Consider the following 23,847-nt stretch of genomic DNA (forward strand, 5'->3'; position numbering starts at 1 on the left):
AACGGTGTTCTTGGATCGGGGCCTTTCTTTCCGGTCTTTGGCGGCTACCCTTGGGCGGAGTGTACAGCGAGGATACCATGATCGAAACAGGCCAAACCGCCCCTGACTTCACCCTGCCCCGAGACGGCGGCGACACGCTGACCCTGTCGGCCCAGAAACCGCAGAAGGTCGTGCTCTATTTCTACCCCAAGGATGACACGCCCGGCTGCACGAAAGAGGCGATCGGCTTTTCCGAGCATCTGGACGCCTTCACCGCGGCCGGGGCCACGGTGATCGGTGTGTCCAAAGATAGCGTGAAGAAGCACGACAAGTTCCGCGACAAGCACGGGCTGAGCGTGGCACTGGTCAGCGACGAGGAAGGCTCGGTCTGCGAGGATTGGGGCACCTGGGTCGAAAAGAAGATGTATGGCAAGACCTATATGGGCATCGAGCGGGCCACGTTTCTGGTCGATGGCGAGGGCGTCGTGCGCAATATCTGGCGCAAGGTGAAGGTCCCCGGCCATGTCGAAGAGGTGCTTGAGGCCGTCAAGGCCCTGTGATCCAAGGGGCGGGTCCCCCCGTAACGGAGCGCTGCCCGATGACCCGCCCTGACCCTTTGCCGCAAACTCTGGCTGCCTGCGCCGATGCTGTTCTGCGCACGGCCGATGGGCGGGCGAAAACGGCCCTGAGCCGGGCCTGTGCCGAGGCTTGGTTCACCGCACGCAGCAGCGACACCCCCATGGCGGTCGGCGCGGCGCAACCTCCACTTCGGCCCGCAAGACCAGAGAAACCCGAGCTTTTATCCCCTCGGGATGTGCCGCGCCGCAAGCCCGGCACCCTGGAGGGGCGGCAGGCGATCCTCCACGCGGTGGCGCATATCGAGCTGAATGCGGTGGACCTGCACTGGGATATCATCGCGCGGTTCACGGACACGCCCATGCCGATCGGGTTCTACGATGACTGGGTCAAGGCCGCGGACGAAGAATCCAAACATTTCAACCTCGTGTCCGACTGCCTTGAAGCCACCGGCAGCCATTATGGCGCGCTTGCGGCCCATGCGGGCATGTGGCGGGCGGCCGAGGATACCATCGACGACTTCATGGGACGCCTCGCGGTGGTGCCCATGGTGCTCGAGGCGCGCGGGCTCGACGTCACACCGGGGATGATCGAGATCTTTCGCCGCGCCAAGGATGACCGCGCGGTCGAGGCGCTCGAGGTGATCTATGGCGAAGAGGTCGGGCATGTGGCTTACGGCGCGAAGTGGTTCCACTTCCTCTGCGGCCGCCACGACCTTGACCCCAAGGACGCCTTCCACCGGCTGGTGCGCACCTATTTCCACGGCCCGCTCAAACCGCCGTTCAACGAGGAAAAGCGCGCCGAGGCGGGTTTGCCGCCGGATTTCTACTGGCCCCTGACCGAGCCAGCCGATCAGGTTTCACGGAAAGCTGAAAAATAGAGCAGGAAAATCGGCGGAAATTTGCCCATATCCAGCAAAACAAGGCGCTTGCGCGCCGAACTGCCCGTGTAACTTGCATCTGCGACACCAGATGGCCTACCAACACGTAAGCGCTGTTGCCCTATAGGGCGCGTACAAGGCGCACAAAGGTTGGGGAACTGGGGCATTGGCAGTACACACGCGTTTCTCGAAGCGTCTGGAGGGGATCTTCCCCGAAAAACGTCTTTTTCTGAAATCCGACGATGCGACGCGCTTCGTGCGCTTGTCGAGCGGCACGCAGGCGGCCATGGCCGTGGGCGGGGCGGCTCTGCTGACATGGACGGCCTTCGCCTCGGCGATGGTGCTGATCACCAGTCTGGGTGCGGGTGAGGCCCGGGATCAGGCCGCGCGCGACCAGCAGATGTATGCCGAGCGGCTCAATGCCCTGTCCGTAGAGCGGGACGCCCGCGCCGAGGAGGCCCGCGCCGCGCAGGAGCGGTTCACGCTGGCGCTGGAGCAGGTCAGCCGCATGCAGTCGCAGCTGCTGGCCTCGGAAGAACAGCGCAGCGAGCTTGAGACCGGCGTGGCCGTGGTTCAGTCGACCCTGCGCACGGCCATGGCCGAACGGGATGCCGCCCGCGCCGCACAGGAAGAGGCCGCCCGCGAGCTGGCCGCCCTGACCGGCACAGGCACGACCGAGGCCGCGCAGATGCGCGATCTCGAAATGACCCTCGCCTTCCTCACAGATGCCCTGACCGGCACCGCCGCCGAGCGGGACGGTCTGGAAGGCGCCCATAGCGCCGCGACCGCCGAGATCGAAGAACTGCTGCTGACCCAGCAATTGACGGCCGAGCGCAACAACCGCGTCTTCGAGATCCTCGAGGATGCCGTGACCGTTTCGGTCGCTCCGCTGGAGCGGATGTTCGAAGAGGCCGGTGTCCCCGCCGACCGGATCCTCGAAGAGATCCGCCGCTCCACCTCCGGTCAGGGCGGCCCGCTCGTGCCCATGAGCTTCTCGACCCGCAGCCTGCCCCAGGATGAGCTGAGCTACCGCACCGAACAGATCCTTGCCGGGCTCGACCGGCTGAACCTGCACCGCATGGCCGTGGACCAGCTGCCCTTCGCGATGCCGGTCAAATCCTCGTTCCGCTTCACCAGCCCGTTCGGCTATCGCCGGGATCCCAAGGGCGGTGGCACGCGGATGCACAAGGGTACGGATTTCGCCGCCTCTCTGGGCACGCCGATCTATTCGACCGCCGAGGGCGTCGTGGTCAAGGCGGGCTGGAATCGCGGCTTCGGGCGGATGGTCAAGATCCGCCACGCCTTCGGGTATGAAACAGTCTACGCGCACATGTCGAAACTGCGTGTAAAAGAAGGTCAACGGGTCTCGCGTGGTGAGCGGATCGGTGATATGGGAAGCACGGGCCGGTCTACCGGTGTGCACCTCCACTACGAGGTGCATCAGTCTGGCAAACCCGTTAATCCGATGAGCTTTATCAAGGCAGGCAAGAATGTTCTCTAAATCCCGAATCAACGAGCCCGGACCAAAGGCTGGCGACGCCGAAGGCGCAGACGGCGCCCCCGCTCCGGCCGTGCCGCGCGCCTCCATGTCCGACAGCAAGCCCGTTGCTTCGGCAAAGCCGAAGCCGGCCCCGTCGATCCTGTCTTCGGACCTCAAAGTCGTGGGCAATCTGCGCACCTCCGGTGACATTCAGATCGAAGGTCAGGTCGAGGGGGATATCCATGCCCATCTGCTGACCGTGGGCGAAGGCGCCACCGTGAATGGCGAGGTTGTGGCGGACGACGTGATCGTGAATGGCCGCGTCATCGGTCGCGTGCGGGGCCTGAAGGTCCGCCTGACCTCCACTGCGCGGGTCGAGGGTGACATCATCCACAAGACCATCGCCATCGAGAGCGGCGCGCATTTCGAAGGCTCCGTGCAGCGGCAGGACGATCCGCTCGGCGGTGGCGGCGGCAAGCAGAAAGCGCCCAAGCAGCCCCCCGCACAGAACGGCTGAGCGCCAAGCCTGGGCCGCAGGGCCGTCAGTTCAGAATTCGGAGCCGCCGAGAGCATCGCTTTCGGCGGTTTCCTTTTGCCCCCTGCCCGCACGGGCCGAGGGGCGGTGTCATCCACGCTCTCTAAAAGTAGTGGTCCCGGAGACTGCCATCGAACCGGCCGCCCTTGAGGCAGCAACGCTTGAAGCGCTTGCCCGAGCCGCAGGGACAGGGATCATTGCGCCCGAGCTTCTCCAGCAGTTCCACATCGCCCGCGCACCATTTGCACGCCGGTTTTGACGCGCGTTTCGGACGGGAATGATTTACGCCGCTTGGACATGACCTCGAAAGGAGGGGCGATCGTCGGGGGTCATGCGTTTAGCCATGGGATCCTCCATCATCTGTGGTTTGCGAGAGAGCGCGTATACGCTGTTTCCCCCAGACTGCAAGGCAACGCCGGGGGCGTCAGCTTTCCGCCACCACATGCAGGCCGGTATCTACCAGCTCGCCGATATAGGTGCGCGCCTCGACCGGATCGACGGTGACAATCGTAGGGCGGCAGGCGAGGGTCACGAGCCCATGCACGGACGCCCAAAGCTGCAGGAAAACCTGCCGGTGGCGGCCCGAACTCACGTCCCCCTCCCCCGCGCGGATCAGCATCTCAAGCAGCCGTGCCTGAAAATCCTGCATCTTCTGATCGGGGACGGCATGGGCGCGGTATTCGAACAGCAGCCACCAGCGCTGCGGCTCTGTCAGGGCGAAGTCGAAATAGGCCTCCCCCAGCGCCACAAGCCGGGCCCGCTTGTCCTGCGGTGCCGAGGCGACGGCGGTTTCGAGGGCCCGCGACAGGATCCCCGCGGATTTCGCGATCACCGTGCGCAGCAGCGTTTCCAGGTCCCCGACCGCATTATAAAGCGAGCCGACAGAGACCCCGATCTCGGCGGCCAGCCCCCGCGCGCTGAGCGCATCGCGACCCTTTTCGAGGACGATGCGCTCGGCAATCTCGGTCGCTTTCTCGCGGATCTGGGCGAGGTTCTGATCCCGTTTCGACATGGTGCGCCGCTCAGCCATGTCCGCGTAGTTGGGACAATCCCCCGCCCATGTCAAATCCTAGAACCGGGCCACATGATCGGGCGTCATGCGGTAGACGGTCATGGCGAGGTCATGCCCCTCCATGAACCGGGCCAGCGCGCCAAAGGTGGTCGTCGCCACGTGGCGGCCATGGTCCTGCGTGGTCAGCGCCCCCGAAGCCACCGGGGCCAGGGTCCGCTTGATCCCCCCCAGCGCGATCGGCTGCGGCTCAAAATAGGCCGCGATATTGGCCTTGATCTGCCCCACGTCGCTGGTGCCATAGAGGCTCGCCATCAGCACATCGAGCGTATGCTCGGTGCAGTTCTGGAACCGGGTCGTGCGCGGGTTGGCCAGCACGGCGTAGTGCGGGTTGTGCAACTGCGCATAGCTCGGGCTGTTGATCGTGCCCAGCAGTTTGCGCTGCAACTGCGGCTCGGGGATGATCACACCGGCATCGAGCCGATGCGCCCCGGCAAAGAAATCCGCCGGGCTGTCCTGAATCAGCCGGCTGCGGGTCGGGTCATCGCTCTGCTGGTAGAGGTTGTAGACCCGGTAGCCGAGGCCCGTCGTGCCATCCGACTGGGTGATCCGGGAATAGACCCAGAACCCCACATGGGTGTAGCGCACCCCGGCTGGCAAGGCGGACGGATCCCGCCCCATCCGCGCCACGATGGCCACATTGGCCCCGCGCGCCGCCAGATCCTGTTGCAGCTTGTTGGAAAACGCCGCGACCTCGGCCGCAGGGAGACGGGGCGTGCCCGCCTCACTGCTGCCCGCCGGGGCGAGGGTCGGAAAGGCAACCGCGAGGGCCAGCCAGAACATCATGAAGAAACGTCGCATCAGAACTCTCCCCTCTCTTGCGCTCAGTCCAGGCTCGGCGGGCCGTTCGGCGCCGGGATCATCACGGGCTCGGCATAGGTGTCGAGCGTGCTGAGCTCGCTGCCCAGTTCGAGCGTGCTGTCCCCCACTTCCGCGAGGGCGGAGCCGGTGACCGCGATGGCGCTGCCCACGGCGATGATCGGAACGGCGGTGACGCTGGCCGCGCCGCTTGCCACCGCGGCGGAGCCGTGGCTGGCCGCCTGCCCGCTATGGGTCGAGGCCTCGGCAGAATGGCGTTCGCTGGCACCGGCATAGGCCGGCGCAACCGCGAGGGTGGTCAGGGTGGCAAGGATCATGGCTTTGGTCAGCATGGTGTTACTCCTCTTTCGTGAACACTGTTCACAACAGATGGAAACGCGCCATGCCGTCTTCAAGGCTTTTCATGAACGTCGTTCACGTTTTTCTGCACAAATAGGCGAGCAGCGACCTAAGCCGCTGTTCTTGCGAGAAAGATGGTCTTGATTGACCTAACGGCAGCGCAACCCGGGCCGGTCTGCGCCGCTCAGGCCTCGGTGATCAGGCGTTGATAGAGATGCCACGTCGCATGGCCCAGCAGAGGCAGAACGACAAGCAGCCCGAAGAAGGCCGGGATCATCCCGATCACCAGAAGGGCGGCCACGAGCACGCCCCAGACCAGCATCACCTGCAGGTTTTCGGTCACCGCCGAAAAGGAGGTGATCATCGCGGTCACGAAATCCACCTCCTTGTCCAGAAGCAGCGGCAGGCTCACCACCGTGATCGCGTAGAGGATGAAGGCCAGCACGCCCCCCACCGCTGAGCCCACCAGCAGCATCAAGAGGCCATTGGGCGTCAGGAACACCGCGAAGGAGGAGGTGATGTTGGTCATCACCGCCAGGCCGAGAAACAGCGCAAAGATCATATGGGCAAGGAAGTTCCAGAACAAAAAGAAGATCAGGATGACCGCCGCGATCGAGGGCATCTGCCGGTTCTTTTCGGCCACCACCACGCCCAGAACCGCGCCCCAGTCCAGCGGCTCGCCGGTCTGCAAGCGTCGGCTCACCTCATAGAGCCCCACCGCCGCGAAAGGCCCGATCAGTGGAAAGCCCACGATAATCGGCAGGGTCGCCCAGCTCTTGCCAGTGGCGAGCAGGATATACACCATCGCCAGACCGCCCAGCACGTAGACCGCGCTGAAGAACAGACCAAAGGCCGGCGCTTTCCTGAAATCCGCCCAGCCGAGCGACAGGCTCGCGCGCAGGTCTTCGCGCGTGATCGAACGCACTTGGGGACGAAAGGCCGCCGGGGCCTCGGCGCTTGTGTCTGACATCTCGGGTCCTCCTTGCCGAAAACCTAGCAAGGGCCTCCCCATGGGAAAAGGTGGGTTCGGCGGACCGCTCAGTTATGCCGCGCATGGGCGGCATAAGGGTGTCAGCCCTCCTGCGCCTCGGCGCGGCTCTTACCGGACACCTGCAGCGCCAAGGTCGCCGCCATGAGCCCGTCGAGATCCCCGTCGAGCACGCCTTGGGTGTCCGAAGTCTCGAACCCGGTGCGCAGGTCCTTCACCATCTGGTAGGGCTGCAACACGTAGGAGCGGATCTGGTTGCCCCAGCCCGCGTCGCCCTTGCTCTCATGGGCTTCGTTGATCGCGGCGTTCCGACGGTCCAGCTCAAGCTGGTAGAGCCGGGATTTCAGGGCCTTCATGGCGATATCGCGGTTCTGGTGCTGCGACTTCTCGGAGCTGGTCACGACGATGCCCGTGGGGTTGTGGGTGATCCGCACCGCGGAATCGGTCGTGTTCACATGCTGCCCCCCGGCCCCGGAGGAACGATAGGTGTCGATCCGGATATCCGCCGGGTTCACCTCGATCTCGATATTGTCGTCCACCACCGGATAGACCCAGACCGAGCTGAAGGAGGTATGCCGCCGCGCCGCACTGTCATAGGGGCTGATCCGGACGAGCCGATGAACCCCGGATTCCGATTTCAGCCAGCCATAGGCGTTATGGCCGCTGATCTTGTAAGCCGCGGACTTGATGCCCGCCTCTTCGCCCGCGCTCTCGGATTGCAGCTCGACCGAATAGCCCTTGGCCTCGGCCCAGCGCACATACATCCGCGCCAGCATCGAGGCCCAGTCACAGCTCTCGGTGCCGCCCGCACCGGAATTGATCTCGAGGAAGGTGTCATTGCTGTCGGCCTCGCCGTCGAGCAGGGCTTCGATCTCTTTCTTGGCGGCGGTCTCGGTCAGCGCCTTGAGCGCCTCCTCGGCCTCTGCCACGACCTCGGCATCGTCCTCCATCTCGCCGAGCTCGATGAGTTCGATATTGTCGTCGAGCTCCTGCCGGATCCCCTCATAGGTGCCGATGGCATCGACCAGCATCTGGCGGTCGCGCATGAGCTTCTGCGCGCGGGCCTGGTCGTTCCACAGGTCCGGATCCTCGATCATCGCGTTGAATTCCTCGAGCCGATGGGGCGCAGTCTCGTAATCGAGCCGCTGCGCCAGAAGCTCCAGCGATTTGCGGATGGCCTCGACGGTGTTCTGTATCTCTGCGCGCATCGGTTCGGTCTTTCCCTTGGCGAGGGATGCCCCCTCGGATCCCGGGTGTAGAATAAGGGCCGCGGGCGGGCAAGGGCTGCACCGCCCTGCCCGGTCGCGCCCGGCTTGCAGGGGGTGTCAGTAAAGCCCGCCTGCGGTCACGGTGCTGACATTGGCGGTATTGGGCACGACCGCCGTGCGCCCGGTGGAGGTGACCACCTCGCGCGCATTGTCGTCCTCGCCCGGGGCATACATCGGCAGGTTGGTGCCCATGGCAAAGCCGCCATCGAGGATCGCGCCCACGCCGTAGAACGGCTCTTCGCCCTCGCGGAAATACTCGGCCACCACATTGGCGCCGCTCGCGCTGTCTTCGAGCCGCCCGCCGGAGAACCGGTCGATTTTCACGAAGCGGCCGCCCTCGGGCACCGTGAAACGCCCGCCGCCATAGGAGGCGATGGCCGTCTCCATGAACTGATTGAAGACCGGGCCGCACATGCCGCCCCCGGAGGCGCCGCGTCCCAGCGTGCGGGGACGGTCATAGCCGATATAGCACCCTGCCACGATGTTCGACGAAAAGCCCACGAACCAGACATCCTTGGCGTCATTGGTGGTGCCCGTCTTGCCCGCGATCGGCACCGGCAGGTTGACCGTGCGCGCCGCCGTGCCCCGGTCCACCACGCCGCGCATCATCGAGGTCAGCTGATAGGCCGTGATCGGGTCGATCACCCGAGTCCGGTTCGCCATGATCCGCGGGGCTGCACCCTCGGCAAGGCTGTCGGCATCGCAATCGAGGCAGGACCGCTGGTCGTGGCGATACACGGTCTTACCCCACCGATCCTGCACCCGGTCTACGAGGGTCGGCTCGACCCGCTCGCCGCCATTGGCAAACATCGCGTAGGCCGCAACCATGTTGAACAGGGTCGTCTCCTGGCTGCCGAGCGCGTTGGCGAGATAAGGCTCCAGCGTGTCATAGACCCCGAAGCTCTCGGCATACTGGGCCACCGTGTCCATGCCCACTTCCTGGGCGAGACGCACGGTCATGAGGTTCCGCGACCGTTCGATCCCCGTCCGCAGAGGGGTAGGCCCGTAGAACTTGTTGGAGGCATTCTTCGGACGCCAGATCGAGCCGCCCGTGTCGATCTCGATCGGCGCGTCAATCACGATGGTGGCCGGCGAATAGCCGGTGTCCAGCGCGGCGGCATAGACCAGCGGCTTGAAGCTGGAGCCCGGCTGGCGCGTGGCCTGCGTGGCGCGGTTGAACACCGAGGACTGGTAAGAGAACCCGCCCTGCATGGCCAGCACCCGGCCCGTGTTCACATCCATGGCCATGAAGCCGCCCTGCACCTCGGGGATCTGGCGCAGGGACCATGTGTTTGCCGCATCGCCCGCGCGCACATGGATCACATCGCCGATTTCCAGCAGATCGCTGGCGCGGCTGGCAGTGCCGCCGACGCTGCCATCGGCGCGGCGCGGACGGGCCCAGCGCACATCCGTGTTGGGCAGGATCTGGTCGCGCTCACCCGAGACATCCTCGACGCCCAGCAACGCCCCGCTGTCGCGGAAGCCGCGCACCACGGCCGGGCGCCAACCCTCGATATCGCGCGGCACGCGCAGATCGCCCAGAGCCGCCGCCCAGTCGCCCTCGGCGGCCACCGCCGGATCGATCTGATCGGTCGCGCCGCGATAGACACCTCGGCTGCGGTCGTATTTCTCAAGACCTGCCTGCAGCGCGCTGGCCGCTTCCGATTGCAGGGTGGGATCCACGGTTGCGCGGATCGACAAGCCGCCGGTGAAGAACTCTTCCTCGCCGAACCGACCCGAGAGCTGTCGGCGGATCTCATCCGTGAAATAGTCCCGCTTCGGCAGGGCCCGGCGGAACGACGCGATATCGCCGGTCTGCACGGTTTCAAGCGGGGCATTGCGCGCGGTCTCGTAGGCCGCGTCGTCGAGATAGCCGTTCTCGTTCATCTCGCGCAGCACGAAGTTGCGCCGCTGGACCGCGCGGTCATAGGCCCGGACCGGATGGTAGGTCGAGGGGGCCTTGGGCAGGGCCGCAAGATACGCCGCCTCATGGGCCTCCAGCTCGGCCAGGGGCTTGTTGAAATAGGTCTGGGCCGCAGCCGCCACGCCAAAGCTGTTCTGTCCGAGAAAGATCTCGTTCATGTAAAGCTCGAGAATGTCTTCCTTGGTCAGGGTCTCCTCGATGCGGGAGGACAGGATCAGCTCCTTGATCTTGCGCTCCGCCGAGCGTTCGCCGCCCAGAAGGAAGTTCTTCATCACCTGCTGGGTGATGGTCGAGGCCCCGCGCAGGGGTCCGCCCGTGGCCGCATCCACCGCCGCCGCGGCCATGCCGCGCGGGTCATAACCCCGGTGGGAGTAGAAATTCTTGTCCTCTGCCGAGATGAATGCCTGTTTCACCAGATCGGGGATCTCGTCGGCGGGCGCGAAGATCCGGCGCTCGCGCGCGAACTCGTCCATCAGTGCCCCTTCGCCGGAATAGATTCGGCTGATCGTCGGCGGGGCATATTGGGCCAGCGCCTCGGTATCCGGCAGATCCCGCCCATACATCCACAAAACCGCACCAATGCTGAGCGCCACGGCAAACAGCCCAAGGGTGAAGGTCGAGAACAGGGCCCCAAAGAAGCCAGCAACAAAACGGATCACACGCGATCTCCTGCGGAGGGTTACGCGCCCGGTATACGCGCCAAGCCGGCCCCGGTCAAAAGCCCTCGGCGCGCGTTCGTGGCGCAGCACACAAAACGTCGTGACGTCAGGGGGCGATTTAAACCCCGGACCATGCCAATCTGCGCGGATCAGCGAGACTTTGCCCGAGAAGAGCCATGCTGTCCAAGCCGCCCCGTCCCCTGCCCGGCGACATCCTGCCGACCTATCGCCTGAAGGCCGCGCGCTATGCGGTCATTCGCAACACGTCGCTGTTCGAACGCCCGATGCTCGACGCGCTCGACCGCGCGGCTCCCGGGCGGGACCTGCTGGATCTGGGATGCGGCACCGGGCGCCCCCTGGCGCAGGACCTGCGGCGACGCGGGTTCCGGATCACCGGCGTGGATGGCGCCGCCGAGATGCTCGCCCATTACCGGCGCAACGTGCCCGGCGCGGTCCGGGTCCACCGGGACATGCGCGGGCTGGCCCTCGGGCGGTGCTTTGACGCGGTGCTGGCCTGGGACAGCTTCTTTCACCTCGACCCCGTGGCGCAGAGCCGGATGTTCGCGGTCTTTGCCGCCCATACGCGCCCCGGTGGCGTGCTGGTCTTTTCCAGCGGGCCTGCGCGGGACGAAGCCTATGGCGCCGTGGATGGCGCGCCGGTCTATCATGCGAGCCATGACCCGCTCTGCTACCGGACCATGCTGACACGGGCCGGGTTCCGGGTGCTGCGCTTTCGGCCCAATGATCCGGCGCTGACCCGCCATAGCTGGTGGCTCTGCCGCCGGGTCTGATCCTATTGCCGGACCAGATTGGCCTCTGCCGCGTCGGACACGGCCCAGGCATCGATGCCGAGGCGGATCCCCTCGGCGGCCTGCGTCCGCCAGTCCGAGGACAGAAGGCGCGCAAGATCATTGTCATTGCTCAGAAAGCCCAGCTCGACCAGAACCGAAGGGATATCCGGCGCCCGCAGCACCGAGAAATCCGCCGATTGCCGGGGGCGTTTGTGCAGATCGCCGACGGTCTCGGTCAGGGTCGCGACCAGGTTATCCGCAAGGCTGTTGGCCCGCGGCATCACTTCGAGCCGGGCGATATCCATCAGCGCGCCCGCCAGCGTGTCATCCTGCGCGGTCAGGTCCATCCCCGCCAGCAGCGACGCCCGGTCCATCCGTTCGGCGAGCTTGGCCGAGGCTTCGGTCGAGGCGACCTCGGAGAGGGTGTAGACCGTCGCGCCCGAGGCGCGCCCGGAGATCAGCGCATCCGCATGGAGCGAAATGAACAGATCCGCCGATGCCTCGCGGGCGATACGCACTCGGTCGGGCAGCGGGATGAACTCATCCTCGGTCCGGGTGAGCAGCACCGTATGCCCGCTCTCGCGGATGATCGCCTCCTGCAGCTCGCGGGCAAAGATCAGCATCAGCTCCGCTTCCGAGACCCCGTCCCGCTCGGCCCCGGGGTCAAAGCCGCCATGGCCGGGATCGAGCACGATCACCAGCGGGCGGTCGCCGCGCTGTCGCTGCGGGGTCTGCGCCTCATCGGGCAGGTCCCTCGGCTCGGGCCGCACGACGCCCAGATCGCCCTTGACCGCTGTCGCGGCGAAGGCCTCGGGCGAGACCGCGCCGAGGGTGATGTCCAGCAGGGCGGTCCCGATCGCGTCATCGACGGTCATCGCCGCGGTCTCGAGCCCCATGGGCGCGCTCAGCAGAAACTCCAGCCGCGACCAGCCCGGCTGGGCCGGTCCCGCGATCACCCCGCGCAACGCGTCCGATGTCAGGTAGCTGCCCGGTTCTGCGCCACTGAAATCCACCTCGCGAAACTCCACCACGATGCGATCCGGCTCGGCCCGCGCCTCGATCCGATAGGGCACAGCCTGAGACAGGCCCAGCGTGATCTCAAGTTGCTCAGACCCGCCGGAGATCGCCGAGGTCGCGGGATCCACCCGCGCCAAAGCCCGAAGCTCTTGCGCGATCAGAGGAGATGCAAAGAGAAGGCAGATCAGCCCGACGAGAAGACACTCTGTCCACGTCGCAAGGATCGATCTGCCGCCGTGATGGGGGCTCTGCCCACGCATATTGTGCCTGCCAGTCTTTTTCGGCGCAGTATAGGCAAGTCTGCCGGTGTCAGGAACCATTCATCGGGGCCGAGACCGCCCGTGAAGCAAAAAACCGGGCCAAACGGGCCATTCCCTCGGCAATATCCCCGGTCGCCCGGGCATAGGACAGACGAATCGTGCGATGCCCGCGATGGGGATCGAAATCGAGCCCCGGGGTCAGGGCCACCCCTGCCTCTGCAAGGATTTCCGCGGCCAGCGCACGGCTGTCGGTACTCAGATGCGCCACATCCGCATAGACATAGAAGGCTCCGTCGGGCGGCGCGAAGGCGGTCAGCCCCGCCGCCGTGAGCCCGTCGATCACAAGCTTGCGATTGGCGGCATAGACCGCGCGATTGGCCTCCAGCTCGGCCTCGGCCTCGGGCTGGAGCGCGCCGAGGGCCGCGACCTGCGCTGCATGGGGCGCGCAGATGAACATGTTCTGGGCCAGCCGCTCGATCACGCGGACCTGCGGTTCGGGCATGACCATCCAGCCGATCCGCCAGCCGGTCATGGAGAAGTATTTCGAAAAGGAGTTGATGACACAGACATCCTCCGAAATCTCCAGCGCCGAGACCGCCCGCGCCCCGTAATGGAGCCCGTGATAGATCTCGTCCGAGATGAAGGAGCGGCCCCGGGACTGGCAGGCCTCGATCAGCCCGCCGAGCTCCGCATGATCCAGCATGGTGCCCGTGGGGTTGTTCGGTGAGGCCACGATGGCGCCCCGGATATCCGCCTCGGCCAGGGCTGCGGACGGCAGGCGGTGTCCCTGCTCCGCATGGGTCGGCAGGCCCACCGGCGTCAGCGACAGCGCCTTGAGGCTCTGGCGATAGGACGGATAGCCCGGCTCGGCCACGCCCACCCGGTCGCCCGCATCAAAGAGCGCGGTGAAGGCCAGCAGAAACGCCGCCGAGGATCCCGCCGTGACGATGACCCGGTCCGGAGCAAGATCCACATCGTACCAGCGCCCGTAAAGCTGTGCGATCGCCGCGCGCAATTCCGGCAGGCCCAGCGCCACCGTATAGCCCAGCGCATCCTGTTCGAGCGCGGCGGCCACGGCCTGCCTTGCGGGGGCGGGTGCGGCGGTGCCGGGCTGACCCACCTCCATATGGATGATGTCCCGGCCCGCCGCCTCGGCGCGGCGCGCGGCCTCCATGACATCCATCACGATAAACGGATCCACGTCGGCACGGGTTGAGTTTTGCATCATAGCCTCCCTAGGGTGCAGGCGTATGTCGCAACCCGGTGGAGTAAGGTCAATGACAAGCCTCTGGCACAGCCGTCTCGCAGGTCTCCTTCTCGCCCTGACCCTGGCGATCACCGCCCTGCCCGCCAGCGCGGTGACGATCATTCGCGATGCAGAGATCGAACGCTCCCTGCGCGAACTGGCCCGGCCATTGATGGCGGCGGCGGGGATCAACCCGTCTCAGGTGGATATCTGGGTGATCGATGACAGCAAACTGAATGCTTTTGCTGCCGATAACCGAACAATGGTCCTTCATTCTGGGTTATTGATGACATTGGAGACCCCGGAGCAGGTTCAGGCGGTCATCGCCCATGAAATCGCGCATATCTCGAACGGGCATATCGCGCGGCGCATGGCGAATTTCAAAGCGTCGAACCGGCTGGCACAGCTTGGCCTCGTTCTGGCCGCAGCGGCCGGCGCGGCAGCGGGGGATCCGGGCGTCGGTGCGGTGGTCGGCTTTGGCGCGGCGGAATTCGCCCGCCGGGGCTTTTTCAGCCATACCCGCGCCGAAGAGGCCGCCGCAGACCAGTCCTCTGCGCGGTTTCTCGCCAATGCCGGGATCTCCCCCGTGGCGATGGTCGAAGTGCTCGAGATCTTTCGCGGGCAGGAAGCGCTGACCACCAACCGGCAGGATCCCTATGTCCGCACCCACCCCCTCACGCGGGACCGGCTGCGCGCGGCCCAGGGCTATGCGGCGGCCTACAAGGTCAACGAGCTCTCGCGGCAATCGGAGGCCTATTGGTTCGCCCGGATGCAGGGCAAGCTGACGGCCTTTCTGCGCAACCCGAACTGGACCCTGCGCCGGGTCAAGGCGTCCGATGGGTCCGAGATCGCGACCATGCGCCGGGCGATTGCATATCACGAGAAACCGGACCCGGCCCGGGCCGCGCGCGAAGTGGCCAAACTGGTGCAGATGCGCCCGAACGACCCCTATTACCAAGAGTTACAGGGGCAGATCGCCTTCGAGACCCGGCGCTACGCGGACGCCGTGCGCGCCTATGAACGGGCCGTGGCGCTGGCCCCGCGCGAACCATTGATCCAGGCCCATCTCGGGCGCGCCCTGCTGGCTCAGAAATCCAGCGCGAGTGACCGCAAGGCGCTGCAGATCCTGCAATCGGCCTATAGCAAGGATCCGGGCAACCCGTCGATGCTGCGGGATCTGGCCCAGGCCTATGCCCGCGCGGGGCAGAACGGGATGGCCTCGGTCACCACCGCCGAGCGCTACGCGCTGTCGGGGCGGCTGCGGGATGCAGGGCTGCATGCGCGCCGGGCGCTGGGGCTGCTGCCTCAGGGCTCGCCAGGCTTTGCGCGGGCACAGGACATCGCCCGCACCGCCGAGCGCGCCGCCAAACGCTGAGCCTCAGCCCTTGAGCGACGGCTTACCCAGATGCTTGCGCAGGCGCGAGGGCGTGGACTTCTTCTTGTCCTTGTAAGGGTTCGCGTCGGACTGGCTGCGCAGGGTCAGCCGGATCGGCGTGCCCGGCATGTCAAAATCCTCGCGCAAGCCATTGACGAGATAGCGGGTATAGCTCTCGGGCATCTTGTCGGGATAGGAGCACATGACTACGAAGCCCGGGGGCCGGGTCTTCACCTGGGTCATGTAGCGCATGCGGATCCGACGCCCGCCCGGCGCGGGGGGCGGATGGGCCTCGACCATGGCCGAGAGCCAGCGGTTAAGTGCGGCCGTGGGCACCCGCCGGTTCCAGACCGCATGGGCCCGCAGGATCGCCTCGCGCAGCCTGTCCATACCCCGCCCGGTCTTGGCCGAGACGGTGATCAGCGGCGCGCCCTTGAGCTGCGGCAAAAGGCGGTTGAACGCCTCCTTCAGGTCGCGCAGCTTGGCCTGCTTGTCATCCTCGAGATCCCATTTGTTCACCGCGATGACCACGGCGCGGCCTTCGCGCTCGGCCAGATCGGCGATGCGCAGATCCTGTTGCTCGAACGGGATCCCCGCATCGAGCAGGACCACGACCACCTCGGCGAATTTCACCGCGCGCAACCCGTCCGAGACGCTGAGCTTCTCGAGCTTCTCCTGCACCTTGGCCTTCTTGCGCATTCCGGCGGTGTCAAAGATCCGCACCGGGAGGCCGTCCCAGTCCAGCGCCAGCGAGATCGCGTCGCGGGTGATCCCGGCCTCTGGCCCGGTGAGCAGGCGTTCCTCGCCCAGAAGCTGGTTGATCAGCGTCGATTTCCCGGCATTCGGACGACCCACCACGGCCACCTGCAGCGGTTTCGACGTGGTGGGGACGCGCGGCGCATCTGCGCCCAGCTCGGCCTCTTCGGTGCTCAGGCTCACATCGGTTTCCGGATCCTCGTCCCGGGCCGCCTCGGCCTCTTCCTCATAGGCGTCGATCAGGGGCATCAGGGCCGCGGTCAGGTCGGCCATGCCCTCGCCATGCTCGGCACTGATCGCCAGAGGCTCGCCCAGACCCAGCGCATAGGCCTCGATCAGACCGGCCTCGGCGGCGCGGCCCTCGGCCTTGTTCGCGCCGAGCAGGACATGGGCGTTGGCCTTGCGCAGGATATCGGCAAAGACCTCATCCGTGGGCGTCACCCCCACCCGCGCATCGATCAGGAACAGGCAGGCATCGGCCATGCTCACGGCGCGTTCGGTCAGCCGGCGCATCCGCCCCTGCAGGCTGTCATCCGTGGCCTCTTCGAGCCCTGCCGTATCGATCACTGTGAAGCGCAGATCGCCGAGCCGGGCCGCGCCCTCGCGCAGGTCGCGCGTCACGCCGGGCTGGTCATCGACCAGAGCCAGACGCTTGCCCACCAGCCGGTTGAACAGCGTGGACTTGCCCACATTGGGGCGACCAACAATGGCCAGAGTGAAAGACATGGGCGCTCTCCACGAGACAGGGCGGGCGATGAGAAGCCCGGGCTTTATCGCGCGACCGCCGCCTCGGCAATGGAGATTTTGCGGAAACTCCGCATCCCGGGCCCGGCGCGGGCCCCGGATCCGCTCAGCGATAGGCGCGCAGCTCGCCCGCCTCGGTCACGATATACATGGTCCGGTTCGCCACGACAGGTGCCGCAGCCGCGCCGTCGGGCATTGTGATCTGGCTGATCTGCTGACCTGATGCCGGATCGAACGCCCGCAACTGGCCATCGCCCGACGCGATATAGAGCCGCCCACCGGCCAGCACCGGGCCGTAATGGGCGAAGATCGCCTTGCGCCGCCGCTCCCGGTCGTCGGTGTAGTAAGGCAGTTGCACGGCCCAGGTCACGGCCCCCGTGGCCGCATCCAGCCGGATGAGCTCATTGCGGTCAGACACAAAGAAGAGCGCATTGCCCACGGGCCAGATCACATCGAACGCGCCCTCGCGGGCGGTCCAGTTCCGCTCGCCCGTGATCGCGTCCAGTGCTGCCACACGGCCCGCGGCGTTGCCCGCAAAGATCGTGCGGCCCACCACGACCGGGTCGCTGTTGATGTCGGAAAAGCCAGTATAGGCGCTGCCAATGCGGGAGCCGGAGACCGCGCCGCCCCAGACCCGCACCCCGGATTGGCGCAGTGCGCCGCTGATTTCGGAGGACGGGAAGGGCAGGATCACGAGCCGGTCGCTGATCGCGGGGGCCCCGCCGCCGACGATGCCGGTCCCGGACGGTGCGCCCGGCAGGGTCCAGAGCACGCGGCCATTCCGCGTATCGATGGCCCAGGCAACGCTGTCACGGGTGACGATATAGGCAATATTTCCATCGACCGTGGCACTGCCGCTGACCGGCGCATCGAGGCGCTGCACCCAGCGCGTCTCGCCCGTGGCGACATCCATGGCCGTGAGCGTGCCAAAGCCCGAGGATGCATAGAGCGTGTCCCCCGCAACCGAGACACCCCCGCCCGCACCCTCGTCCGGGCGGTCCGTGGGCGGGGTCAGGTCACGCTGCCACAAGAGCGCGCCCCCAATGGAAAACGCCGAGACGGTCGCCAGGCTGTCGATGGTGAAGATCCGGCCATCGGCCACGACCGGCGGGTTGGCGATGCGGTTGCCGCGGCTGTTGCCTTCGCCGATTTCGGCGGACCAGGCCAGCTGCAGCCCATCGCCCAGCGCCGGATGGGTGATCGTATGGCGCACCGAGCCGTTGCGATGGGTCCAATCCGTATTGGCCACCTGCCCCGGCAAGGACACAGCAACCTCGCGCGGCGTGCGATCCACCGCCTCGGGCGCTTCGACCTCCGGATCGACAGAGGCGCGAATATCCAGCCGCTCACCGGGCAGGATCAGTTCCTCTTGCGCGCAAGAGGCCAGGACCAGGGTGGCCGCGAAACACAGCGCCGCGTTGCGGATCATGGGCTTACCCCTGTTCCGGCAGAAGCGACGCCACATCCCCGCCCAGCGCCACGATCAGCTGAGCCGCGCGCTGTTGCTGCGCGGCGCTGGCCCCGGCGGAGCGGATCACATCCTGCAAGGTGCTGATGGCCGCGTCGGACGCGCCCTCTTCGATCTCGAGCAGCGCGCGCTGTTCCAGCGCCAGCAGGCGGAACGGCCCGGCGCCAAGGGTCAGCATGTCGATCATGGCGCGGCGTTCACTGCGCGCGGGGCCGGAATCGCCCATAAGTACCAGCCGCAGACGGGCGAGATCCTTGTAGAGATCCGGCGTCTCGGCTCCTGCGATCACCGCCTCGAGGGCCGCGATGGCCGTCTCGGTTCCGGTCACCGATTCCGCCGCCGTAAGCAGGCCGAGCACCGCGGCACTGGCCGGATCCGGCGTGATTTCCTCGAGCGCGAGCACACGGGTCTGTTCGCTCGTCCCCTCCAGCGCCTGATAGATCGCATCCCCCAGCGCCTGCGCCTCGGCAGCGGCCTGGGCCTTGCGATACTCGTTGAAGGCCGCGCCCCCGACGATCACGATCACGGCCACGACACCGATCCAGCCATACTTGCGCAGCAGGCGGTTCATCCGGTCGCGCCGGACCTCTTCGGAGACTTCTTCGATAAAACTGTCGGGATTGCTCACGCGCTTGCCTCTTCCACCACGTCGCGTCCTCATACACCGTCCGACCGCGCAAAGCCAAGCCCTGCAAGCCCTTGCCGATGGCCAATTCTGCGACCGTTTGGGTCTTGAGCAAAAACCAGCGAAGGCCTATTTCTGAACTGGATGGTTTAGTTCGACCAGATCGAGCCTTTTGGACAGCGCGCCCAAGCCCGGGAGCGCGGCTCCGCGTCGAACATTCCGGAGGCTAGAATGAAACTGTTTTCGATCCTCACGGCACTTGTGGTCGTGGGTGCACTTTACGCATTGGTGTTTGAACGGGACCGTGTTCTGACCTTTGCAGGGGTCGGCAGCGCGCCCGAAATGGAGGATGTGGCCCCTGACACATCGACGGCGGCCCCGCCACCCGAGACCGACGCTCCGGCGGACGGGCTGCGCCGCGTCTCCGTGGTGGCCCTGCCCTCTTCGGCGCAAACCATTGACAGCGCGGTGATCCTGCGCGGCCGGACCGAGGCGTCCCGGCAGGTCGCGGTCTCGGCCGAAGTGTCGGGCAAGGTGATCTCGACCCCGCTGCGTCGCGGCGCGCAGGTGACAGAGGGCATGGCCCTGTGCGAGCTGGATCGCGGCACGATGGAGATTTCGCTGGTCGAGGCCCGGGCCCGGCTGGTGGAGGCCGAGATCAATGCCCGCGCTGCGTCGGAACTGGCCGATGGCGGATTTGGCTCCGTGACCCGGCGGGTGGCCGCCGAGGCCGCTCTGGAGGCAGCGCGCGCCGGGGTGGAACGGGCCGAGGAATCGCTGGCTGATACGATGATTAGCGCCCCGTTCAACGGCGTGCTGGAAGAAGACACCGCCGAGCTTGGCGCCTATCTCGGGCCGAACAGCGCGTCAGGATCCCATTGCGCGACCATCCTCCAACTCGATCCGATCAAGATCGTGGGCTTTGTGCCCGAGTTGCAGGTCTCCAAGATTACCACCGGCGCGCTGGCCCGGGCCGAGCTGTCGGATGGGCGGGAATTTACCGGGACGGTGACTTTCCTGTCGCGCTCCGCCGAGGAGACCACCCGCACCTTCCGCGTCGAGATCGAGATCGCCAATCCGGACCTGAGCATCCGCGCGGGCCAGACCGCCGGTGTCGGCGTGGCCGCCGAGGGCGCGGTCGCCCATCTCTTGCCGGCATCCGCCCTGACCCTCGATGACGAGGGCCGCCTGGGCGTGCGCCACGTGGTCGAGACCGATCAGGGCGCAGAGGCCGCCTTTGCCGAAGTCAGCGTCGTGCGCGACACCATCGACGGTGTCTGGCTGAGCGGGCTGCCCAGCGAGGTCAAGGTGATCGTCGTGGGACAGGATTTCGTGACCGCGGGCACCCCGCTTGAGGTCACCCTGCGGGAGCCCGAAGCGTGACAGGTCTCGTCGATTGGGCCGCCTCCCGCGCGCGGATGGTGATTGCCTTTGTGGCCTTGTCCCTGCTGGCGGGGACCATGGCCTATATCGGTCTGCCCAAGGAGGGTGAGCCGGATATCGAAATCCCCGCGCTCTTTGTGTCGGTGCCCTTCCCGGGCATCTCGGCAGAGGATTCCGAGAAGCTCGTCGTGCAGGTCATGGAGACCGAGCTCAGCGATCTCGACGGGCTCGACCGGATGTCCTCGACCGCCTCGGACAATTACGCGGGCGTGGTGCTGGAGTTCGAGTTCGGCTGGGACAAGACCAAGATCATCGCCGATGTGCGCGACCGGATGAACACGGCGGAGGCCAAGTTCCCCTCCGGCTATGAGAAATACTCGATCAACGAGATCAATTTCAGCCAGTTCCCGATCATCGTCGTGAACCTGTCGGGCGCATTGCCCGAGCGCACATTGTTGCGTGTGGCCAATGACTTGCAGGACACGCTTGAAGGGCTTGAACCCGTTCTGGAGGCCGGTCTTGCAGGGCACCGAGACGAGATGCTCGAGGTGGTGATCGATCCCCTGCGTCTCGAAAGCTACAACGTCACCGCGGGTGAGTTGCTCTCTGTGGTGCAGAACAACAACCAGCTGATCGCCGCGGGCGAGGTGGAAACCGCCCAGGGCGCCTTTGCGGTCAAGATCCCCTCGGCCTTTGACGAGCAGACGGATGTTCTGTCCCTGCCCGTGAAGGTCAGCGGCGACCGGGTCGTGACCCTGGGCGATATCGCCGATATCCGCCTGACCTTCGAGGATCGCACGGGCACCGCGCGCTATAACGGCGACGACACGGTCGCCCTGCAGGTGGTCAAGCGTAAGGGTTTCAACCTGATCGACACCGCAACCCTTGTGCGCGAAACCGTCGAGGCCGAGCGGCAAAGCTGGCCCCGAGAGTTGCGGGAATCTATCGAGATCAACGTGTCTATGGACCAGTCTCGGATCGTGGATTCCATGGTGCGGCAGCTCGAAGGCTCGGTCCTGACGGCGATCGCGCTGGTGATGATCGTCGTGCTGGCCGCGCTCGGCACGCGCTCGGCGCTGCTGGTGGGATTTGCGATCCCGACCTCCTTCCTCTTGTGTTTCGCCCTGCTCGCCGTGATGGGGATCACCGTGTCGAATATCGTGATGTTCGGCCTGATCCTCGCCGTGGGAATGCTGGTGGATGGGGCCATCGTGGTCGTGGAATACGCCGACCGGCGTATCAGCGAGGGCTCGGGCCCCATGGCCGCCTATACGGAAGCTGCCAAGCGGATGTTTTGGCCCATCGTCAGTTCCACCGCGACGACGCTCTGCGCGTTTCTGCCCATGCTCTTCTGGCCCGGGGTGGCCGGGCAGTTCATGGGGATGCTGCCGGTCACGCTGATCTTCGTGCTAACCGCGAGCCTTGTGGTGGCGCTGATCTACCTGCCCGTGGTGGGCGGGGTGGCCGGACGCATCAGCCGCACCCTGGACAACATGGCCAAGGGGCTGATGGGGCTGCCCTGGCTCGTGCGCGCGGTGCTCGCGCTGGCCTCGGCCGGGTTCATGTACACGGCCGTGCTGCAATTCCTGAACCCGACCTATCTGCTGGGACCGGCCTCGGCGGATCAGGGCTGGCAAGCCTATCTGCCCGGGGCGGGGATGATGCTGCTGGCGGCGCTGTCGCTGTCGGTGACGCTGACCTCGATCCGGTTCCGCCGCAGCCGCCGCAGGGTGCGCGCCGGCTTCCGCCGCTCACCCTTTGGCTGGTTTATCCGCTTCCTGACCGGCAATCCGATCATGCCGCTGGTGGCTATCGGCACGGTCATCTTTCTGGTGATCACCACCTTCGGGGTGTTCCAGGAGAACAATCGCGGGGTCGAGTTCTTTGTCGCCTCCGAACCCGAGCAGGCCATCGTCTATGTCCGGGCGCGGGGCAACCACTCGCTCGAAGAGAAGGACGCCCTGCTGCGTCAAGCCGAAGAGATCACCATGGCCAGGCCGGGGATCGAATCGGTCTTTGCCTTCGCCGGTGAAGGCGGGCTGAACCAGAACACGGGCGGGGCCGCAGCGCCGCTCGACACTGTGGGCACGATCCAGATCGAGCTCGCCCCGTGGGAGGACCGGCAGGGCAGCGACTGGGCCGATGGCAACGACATTCTCGACGCGCTGGAGGCGGAGCTTAAGACGATCCCCGGGGTGCAGACCGAGATCCTGGAGATGAGCCAGGGTCCGGCCGGGGCCAAACCCGTGCATATGCGCCTGACTGGCGATGATTTCGACGCGCTGGCCGAGGCCGCCGCCACCGTGCGCGCCGGGTTCGAGGCCACCGAAGGGTTGCGCGATGTGGAAGACACACGCCCCCTGCCCGGCATCGATTGGCAGATCGACGTGGATGTGGCCGCCGCCGGACGCTATGGCGCGGATGTGGCCACTGTGGGCGCGATGGTGCAGCTGGTGACGCGGGGCATCCTGCTCGACACGATGCGCGTGCCCAGCTCGGACGAAGAGATCGAGATCCGCGTGCGCCTGCCCGAAGAGGACCGGGTCCTGTCGACGCTGGACACCTTGCGGGTGCGCACGGCCCAGGGCCTCGTGCCCCTGTCGAACTTCATCACCCGCGCGCCGGTGCCCAAGCTGGGCCAGATCGACCGGGTGGACGGCCATCGCTACTACGATGTGAAGGCAGGTGTGCGGGCCGGGCTCCTGAACGAGGATGGCGCGGTGATCAATGCCGCCGAGCGGATCGCATTGCTGACCACATGGATGGAGACCGAGGTCGAGCTGCCCGAGGGCGTGAGCTGGGAATGGACCGGCGAGCAGGAGGACGAGGCCGAGAGCCAGGCCTTCCTCATGAACGCCTTTGCCGGCGCGCTGGGGCTGATGTTCATCATCCTGCTGGCCCAGTTCAACAGCTTCTATAACGCGTTCCTCGTGCTGCTTGCGGTGGTTCTGTCCACCACGGGTGTCCTGATCGGGATGATCGTGATGGAGCAGCCCTTCTCGGTGATCATGACCGGAACGGGGATCGTGGCGCTGGCCGGGATCGTGGTGAACAACAACATTGTGCTCATCGACACCTATCAGGAGTATGCGCGCTACATGCCGCGGCTCGAGGCGATTGCCCGCACCGCGCAGGTCCGCATCCGTCCGGTTCTGCTGACGACGATCACGACCATGGCCGGTCTGGCGCCGATGATGTTTGGGCTCAGCCTCGACTTCTTCGGCGGGGGCTACACCGTGGACAGCCCCACGGCCCTGTGGTGGAAGCAGCTGGCGACGGCGGTGGTCTTCGGCCTCGGCGTGGCGACGGTGCTGACGCTGGTGCTGACCCCGTCGCTTCTGGCGCTGCGGGTCTGGCTGACGGTCGGGGCCTATAGCTCGGTCCGGCAGTTGCGTGCCATGTCGCTCGGCAAATCGAGCCGCGTGGCCCGTGACCTCGCGCTCAAGCGTGCCGCCCGCGCGGTGAAATCACCCGAGATCCTCTGGATCGAGGATGATCAGTCCGAACCCGAAACGGAGACCGGTACCCCTGCCGAGGCCCGCGAGGCGCGCACCCTCGCAGAGCGGATCGTGGACAGCACCGCGCGTGGTGACGAGGGGGATGACCCGACGAACCCCGATGGGACGATCAAGCCGCCCCTGCGCGCCGCCGAGTGATCATCGCGTG

General features: G+C 66.1%; 20 protein-coding genes. 8 read left to right on the forward strand and 12 right to left on the reverse strand.

Features of this window, described 5'->3' with window-relative positions; genetic code table 11:
• Positions 1-77 precede the first annotated feature (77 nt).
• The 4 genes from bcp (at position 78) to ACP150_RS00705 (ending at position 3,432) form a co-directional block, all read left to right on the forward strand.
• On the forward strand, positions 78-539 hold the full coding sequence (gene bcp / locus ACP150_RS00690; protein ID WP_424964610.1) for a thioredoxin-dependent thiol peroxidase: 462 nt from the start codon (positions 78-80) through the stop codon (positions 537-539).
• Positions 540-577: 38 nt separating this feature from the next.
• On the forward strand, positions 578-1,435 hold the full coding sequence (locus ACP150_RS00695) for a ferritin-like domain-containing protein (protein WP_424964611.1): 858 nt from the start codon (positions 578-580) through the stop codon (positions 1,433-1,435).
• Between the two features lie 166 nt (positions 1,436-1,601).
• Positions 1,602-2,936 (forward strand): DUF5930 domain-containing protein, encoded by a 1,335-nt coding sequence (locus ACP150_RS00700; protein ID WP_424964612.1) that lies wholly within the window; start codon positions 1,602-1,604, stop codon positions 2,934-2,936.
• The gene (locus ACP150_RS00705; RefSeq protein WP_424964613.1) at positions 2,926-3,432 is read left to right on the forward strand and encodes a bactofilin family protein; all 507 of its coding nucleotides are present in this window, start codon (positions 2,926-2,928) and stop codon (positions 3,430-3,432) included. The genes ACP150_RS00700 and ACP150_RS00705 overlap by 11 nt, the downstream gene beginning before the upstream one ends.
• Positions 3,433-3,553: 121 nt before the next feature.
• Here the strand turns inward: ACP150_RS00705 and ACP150_RS00710 are convergent, their stop codons facing one another.
• From ACP150_RS00710 to ACP150_RS00740, 7 genes are all read right to left on the reverse strand, one after another.
• The gene (locus tag ACP150_RS00710; protein WP_424964614.1) at positions 3,554-3,676 is read right to left on the reverse strand and encodes an SEC-C metal-binding domain-containing protein; all 123 of its coding nucleotides are present in this window, start codon (positions 3,674-3,676) and stop codon (positions 3,554-3,556) included.
• A gap of 198 nt (positions 3,677-3,874) precedes the next feature.
• Positions 3,875-4,480: a TetR/AcrR family transcriptional regulator gene (locus ACP150_RS00715; protein ID WP_424964615.1), complete on the reverse strand. Its 606-nt coding sequence runs from the start codon at positions 4,478-4,480 to the stop codon at positions 3,875-3,877.
• Between the two features lie 39 nt (positions 4,481-4,519).
• Positions 4,520-5,320, reverse strand: coding sequence for a DUF2145 domain-containing protein (locus tag ACP150_RS00720; RefSeq protein WP_424964616.1), 801 nt, complete (start codon positions 5,318-5,320; stop codon positions 4,520-4,522).
• 23 nt (positions 5,321-5,343) lie between these two features.
• A complete protein-coding gene (locus ACP150_RS00725; RefSeq protein WP_424964617.1) occupies positions 5,344-5,670 on the reverse strand; it encodes a hypothetical protein in 327 nt (108 codons plus the stop codon).
• Between the two features lie 191 nt (positions 5,671-5,861).
• Positions 5,862-6,647, reverse strand: a complete 786-nt coding sequence (locus ACP150_RS00730; protein WP_424964618.1) for a DUF2189 domain-containing protein — start codon at positions 6,645-6,647, stop codon at positions 5,862-5,864.
• Between the two features lie 101 nt (positions 6,648-6,748).
• A complete protein-coding gene (prfB, locus tag ACP150_RS00735; RefSeq protein WP_424964619.1) occupies positions 6,749-7,873 on the reverse strand; it encodes a peptide chain release factor 2 in 1,125 nt (374 codons plus the stop codon).
• Positions 7,874-7,990: 117 nt separating this feature from the next.
• Positions 7,991-10,516, reverse strand: coding sequence for a penicillin-binding protein 1A (locus ACP150_RS00740; RefSeq protein WP_424964620.1), 2,526 nt, complete (start codon positions 10,514-10,516; stop codon positions 7,991-7,993).
• Between the two features lie 176 nt (positions 10,517-10,692).
• On the opposite strand from ACP150_RS00740, the gene ACP150_RS00745 reads away from it, so the two are divergent.
• Positions 10,693-11,307 (forward strand): class I SAM-dependent methyltransferase, encoded by a 615-nt coding sequence (locus ACP150_RS00745; RefSeq protein WP_424964621.1) that lies wholly within the window; start codon positions 10,693-10,695, stop codon positions 11,305-11,307.
• 2 nt (positions 11,308-11,309) lie between these two features.
• Here the strand turns inward: ACP150_RS00745 and ACP150_RS00750 are convergent, their stop codons facing one another.
• Together ACP150_RS00750 and ACP150_RS00755 are read right to left on the reverse strand one after the other, a co-directional pair.
• Entirely contained in the window at positions 11,310-12,452 is a 1,143-nt protein-coding gene (locus ACP150_RS00750; RefSeq protein WP_424965408.1) for an N-acetylmuramoyl-L-alanine amidase, read from the reverse strand.
• Between the two features lie 181 nt (positions 12,453-12,633).
• A complete protein-coding gene (locus tag ACP150_RS00755) occupies positions 12,634-13,809 on the reverse strand; it encodes a pyridoxal phosphate-dependent aminotransferase (protein WP_424964622.1) in 1,176 nt (391 codons plus the stop codon).
• Between the two features lie 52 nt (positions 13,810-13,861).
• Here ACP150_RS00755 and ACP150_RS00760 point away from each other — a divergent pair, with 52 nt between their 5' ends.
• Positions 13,862-15,205 carry a M48 family metalloprotease gene (locus ACP150_RS00760; RefSeq protein WP_424964623.1) on the forward strand — a complete coding sequence of 448 codons (1,344 nt, stop codon included), beginning with the start codon at positions 13,862-13,864 and terminating at the stop codon, positions 15,203-15,205.
• A gap of 3 nt (positions 15,206-15,208) precedes the next feature.
• Here ACP150_RS00760 and der read toward each other — a convergent pair whose 3' ends face one another.
• The 3 genes from der to ACP150_RS00775 form a co-directional block, all read right to left on the reverse strand.
• On the reverse strand, positions 15,209-16,687 hold the full coding sequence (gene der / locus ACP150_RS00765) for a ribosome biogenesis GTPase Der (protein WP_424964624.1): 1,479 nt from the start codon (positions 16,685-16,687) through the stop codon (positions 15,209-15,211).
• Between the two features lie 124 nt (positions 16,688-16,811).
• Positions 16,812-18,134: a PQQ-binding-like beta-propeller repeat protein gene (locus tag ACP150_RS00770; protein WP_424964625.1), complete on the reverse strand. Its 1,323-nt coding sequence runs from the start codon at positions 18,132-18,134 to the stop codon at positions 16,812-16,814.
• 4 nt (positions 18,135-18,138) lie between these two features.
• Positions 18,139-18,801, reverse strand: a complete 663-nt coding sequence (locus ACP150_RS00775) for a tetratricopeptide repeat protein (protein WP_424964627.1) — start codon at positions 18,799-18,801, stop codon at positions 18,139-18,141.
• Between the two features lie 228 nt (positions 18,802-19,029).
• Here ACP150_RS00775 and ACP150_RS00780 point away from each other — a divergent pair, with 228 nt between their 5' ends.
• On the forward strand, positions 19,030-20,181 hold the full coding sequence (locus tag ACP150_RS00780; RefSeq protein ID WP_424964628.1) for an efflux RND transporter periplasmic adaptor subunit: 1,152 nt from the start codon (positions 19,030-19,032) through the stop codon (positions 20,179-20,181).
• Positions 20,178-23,837: an efflux RND transporter permease subunit gene (locus ACP150_RS00785; protein ID WP_424964629.1), complete on the forward strand. Its 3,660-nt coding sequence runs from the start codon at positions 20,178-20,180 to the stop codon at positions 23,835-23,837. The genes ACP150_RS00780 and ACP150_RS00785 overlap by 4 nt, the downstream gene beginning before the upstream one ends.
• Positions 23,838-23,847: the final 10 nt, after the last annotated feature.

Origin of the sequence: Dinoroseobacter sp. S375 (genome assembly GCF_049800775.1) — a bacterium.
GTDB lineage: Bacteria > Pseudomonadota > Alphaproteobacteria > Rhodobacterales > Rhodobacteraceae > Dinoroseobacter.